Source organism: Rheinheimera oceanensis (assembly GCF_018831085.1).
Taxonomy (GTDB): domain Bacteria; phylum Pseudomonadota; class Gammaproteobacteria; order Enterobacterales; family Alteromonadaceae; genus Alishewanella; species Alishewanella oceanensis.
On sequence record NZ_JAGPNM010000033.1, the window covers coordinates 1 to 2,323 of the forward strand.

Below are 2,323 nucleotides of genomic sequence, written 5' to 3' on the forward strand. Positions count from 1 at the left end.
TTTATTACGGCAGTGTCTAACCCCAAAGGCTGGGCGTTTCATATGGCGCTGCTGCCGCCCTTTATCGATAGCCAGCTGGCATTCTGGCCGCAGTTGCTGGTGTTAGTGGCAATTATTCTGTTGCTGGAATTTGGCTCTATGTTGCTGTACGCCAGTGGCGGCAAAGCTTTGGCGCTGTTTTTTAGTAAAACTAACCGGGTGCAGTATTTAAACCGCATCGGCGCCAGCCTGATGTTTGGCGTGGCGCTGTGGATGTTACTTGGCTAATACCGCATAGCACCGCGGTGAGTTTAACCGACGTCACGCCAGTTTAAGCCTGATGCTAAAGCGGGTAGAGCGCGCATCTGATTCGACGCTTAACTGACCCTGATGAGCATCGACTATGGCTTTGGTAATGGCTAGGCCCAAACCCGAGCCTTCTATCTGGCGTTGGCGCGAGGCGTCAGCACGATAGAAGCGATCGAATAAAAACGGCAAATGCTGTGGCGGGATCGGCTGGCCCGGGTTTTCTACCGTGATGGTGGTGCTGTCGGCTGCTGCGGTGGTGCTGACGGTAATGGTTTCGCCGGGCGGGGTATACCTAAGCGCATTGGATAATAAATTGGTCAGGGCGTGGCGCAGCAAGGTGCGATCTGCCTGCACAATAATATTGGCACCGTGATAGCTAAGGCCAACCTGACTTTCTGCCGCCCAGGCTTCGAAAAAGTTGAAAATTGCGGCCACTTCCTGCTTTATCTCCAGCGGCTGCTTTTGCAGTGTTAACAGGCCATTGTCACTTTTGGCCAGCCACAGCATATCGCTAATCATTTTATTCAGCCGCTCCAGCTCTTCCAGATTGGAGAACAGCAGATTCTGGTACTCGTCGGCGCTGCGCGCGCGCGATAAGCTGACCTGCGTTTGCGTGATCATATTGGTCAGCGGCGTGCGCAGCTCGTGGGCGATGTCGGCACTAAAGTGCGACAGCTTGGTAAACCCCTGCTCCAGCCGATCTAACATCAGATTAAAAGACTGCACCATGTGGCGCAGTTCGGTCGGGACCTCGCCCGGGGACAAGCGAATATCCAGTTTACTGGTTTGAATATCACGCATTTGTTCGCTAAGGCCTCTGAGTGGATTCAACCCCTGATGCACCGCCAGCCAGGCCGCCAGCAAGGTGAGCAGTGCAGAGCCGAGTAAAATCAGCCCCAGGCTGCGCTGTAACTGCGCCAAGAAATGGGTATGAAAACTGATATCAATAGCAGCAATTACCTTATAGTGCTGATCTGCCGTGGTCAGGCGGCTGAACACACCGCGATAGGCTTTGCCGTCCAGCTGCCAGTGGTGGATGGTTGTGGCATTGTAGTCGGCGCTGGCCGGGGTGTTGGCAGCCAGCAGGCTTAAGTCAACGTCGGCATTGCGGTACAGTAAGCGGTTTTGGCTATCCATCACCTGATAGTAAACACCGTGATGGCCCGATACCGCTTTGGCCAGCGTCTGTGCCGGCTGTTGCTGGCCGTCCTGAGCGGTAGTCAGCGTGTGCTCAACCGCGTGCAGGATCACGGCTAATTCGTCGGCGTCCTGCTCGATAAAGTGATGTTCGACTGAGCTGAGCAGTAATTGCTGCACGAAGAACAGGCAAATCGAAATGGTTAGCGCGACAAAAAGTACCACGCGAACGGTGATCGAGAGAGGGCGTTTGCCAGCTTTATGCATCAGTTTGCTCATCGTCCAGTTTATAGCCCATACCGCGCACGGTGTGGATCAGTTTTGCCGCAACGCCATCATCAATTTTGGCGCGCAAGCGGCGGATAGCTACATCGATAACATTGGTGTCGCTGTCAAAATTCATATCCCACACCTGCGAGGCGATAAGCGAGCGTGGCAGTACTTCGCCGCGGCGGCGCATCAGCAGCTCAAGCAAGCTAAATTCCTGATTACTCAATGTTATTTTGGCGCCGCTGCGGCTGGCTTTACGCTTGGCGATATCCAGTTGTAAATCGGCGACCTGCAATAATTCTGACTGCGGTACGGCCTGACCACGCCGTAGCAGGGTTCTGACCCGGGCCAGCACTTCAGAGAAAGCAAAGGGTTTGATCAGGTAGTCGTCGGCGCCAAGCTCCAGGCCTTTTACCCGGTCGTCGACACTGTCGCGGGCCGACAGAAATAGTACCGGCGTATGGTTATGATTTTCTCTTAGCGCCTGAACAATACGTAAGCCGCTGACGTCCGGCAGCATCACATCCAGCATGATTAAATCGAAATCTTCTGTCATCGCCAGATGATGGCCATCCAGGCCATTTCTGACCAGTGACACCTGAAAACCGGCTTCGCTCAGGCCTTGCTT

General features: G+C 54.2%; 3 protein-coding genes. 1 reads left to right on the forward strand and 2 read right to left on the reverse strand.

The window, feature by feature from the left end; all coding sequences use genetic code 11:
* Positions 1 to 267: LysE family translocator (locus J3B89_RS20920; protein WP_433915376.1), on the forward strand; the 267-nt coding region annotated here is incomplete at its 5' end.
* A gap of 33 nt (positions 268 to 300) precedes the next feature.
* Here the strand turns inward: J3B89_RS20920 and J3B89_RS20925 are convergent.
* Positions 301 to 1,692 carry a Cu(+)/Ag(+) sensor histidine kinase gene (locus J3B89_RS20925; protein ID WP_215399534.1) on the reverse strand — a complete coding sequence of 464 codons (1,392 nt, stop codon included), beginning with the start codon at positions 1,690 to 1,692 and terminating at the stop codon, positions 301 to 303.
* The coding region (locus J3B89_RS20930; RefSeq protein ID WP_215768310.1) for a heavy metal response regulator transcription factor at positions 1,685 to 2,323 on the reverse strand (639 nt) is incomplete at its 5' end. The genes J3B89_RS20925 and J3B89_RS20930, both read right to left, overlap by 8 nt.

Bases quoted from the DNA above. Each gene is read 5' to 3' on its own strand.
- J3B89_RS20925 (WP_215399534.1), bottom strand. From the start codon at position 1,692: ATGCATAAAGCTGGCAAACGCCCTCTCTCGATCACCGTTCGCGTGGTA.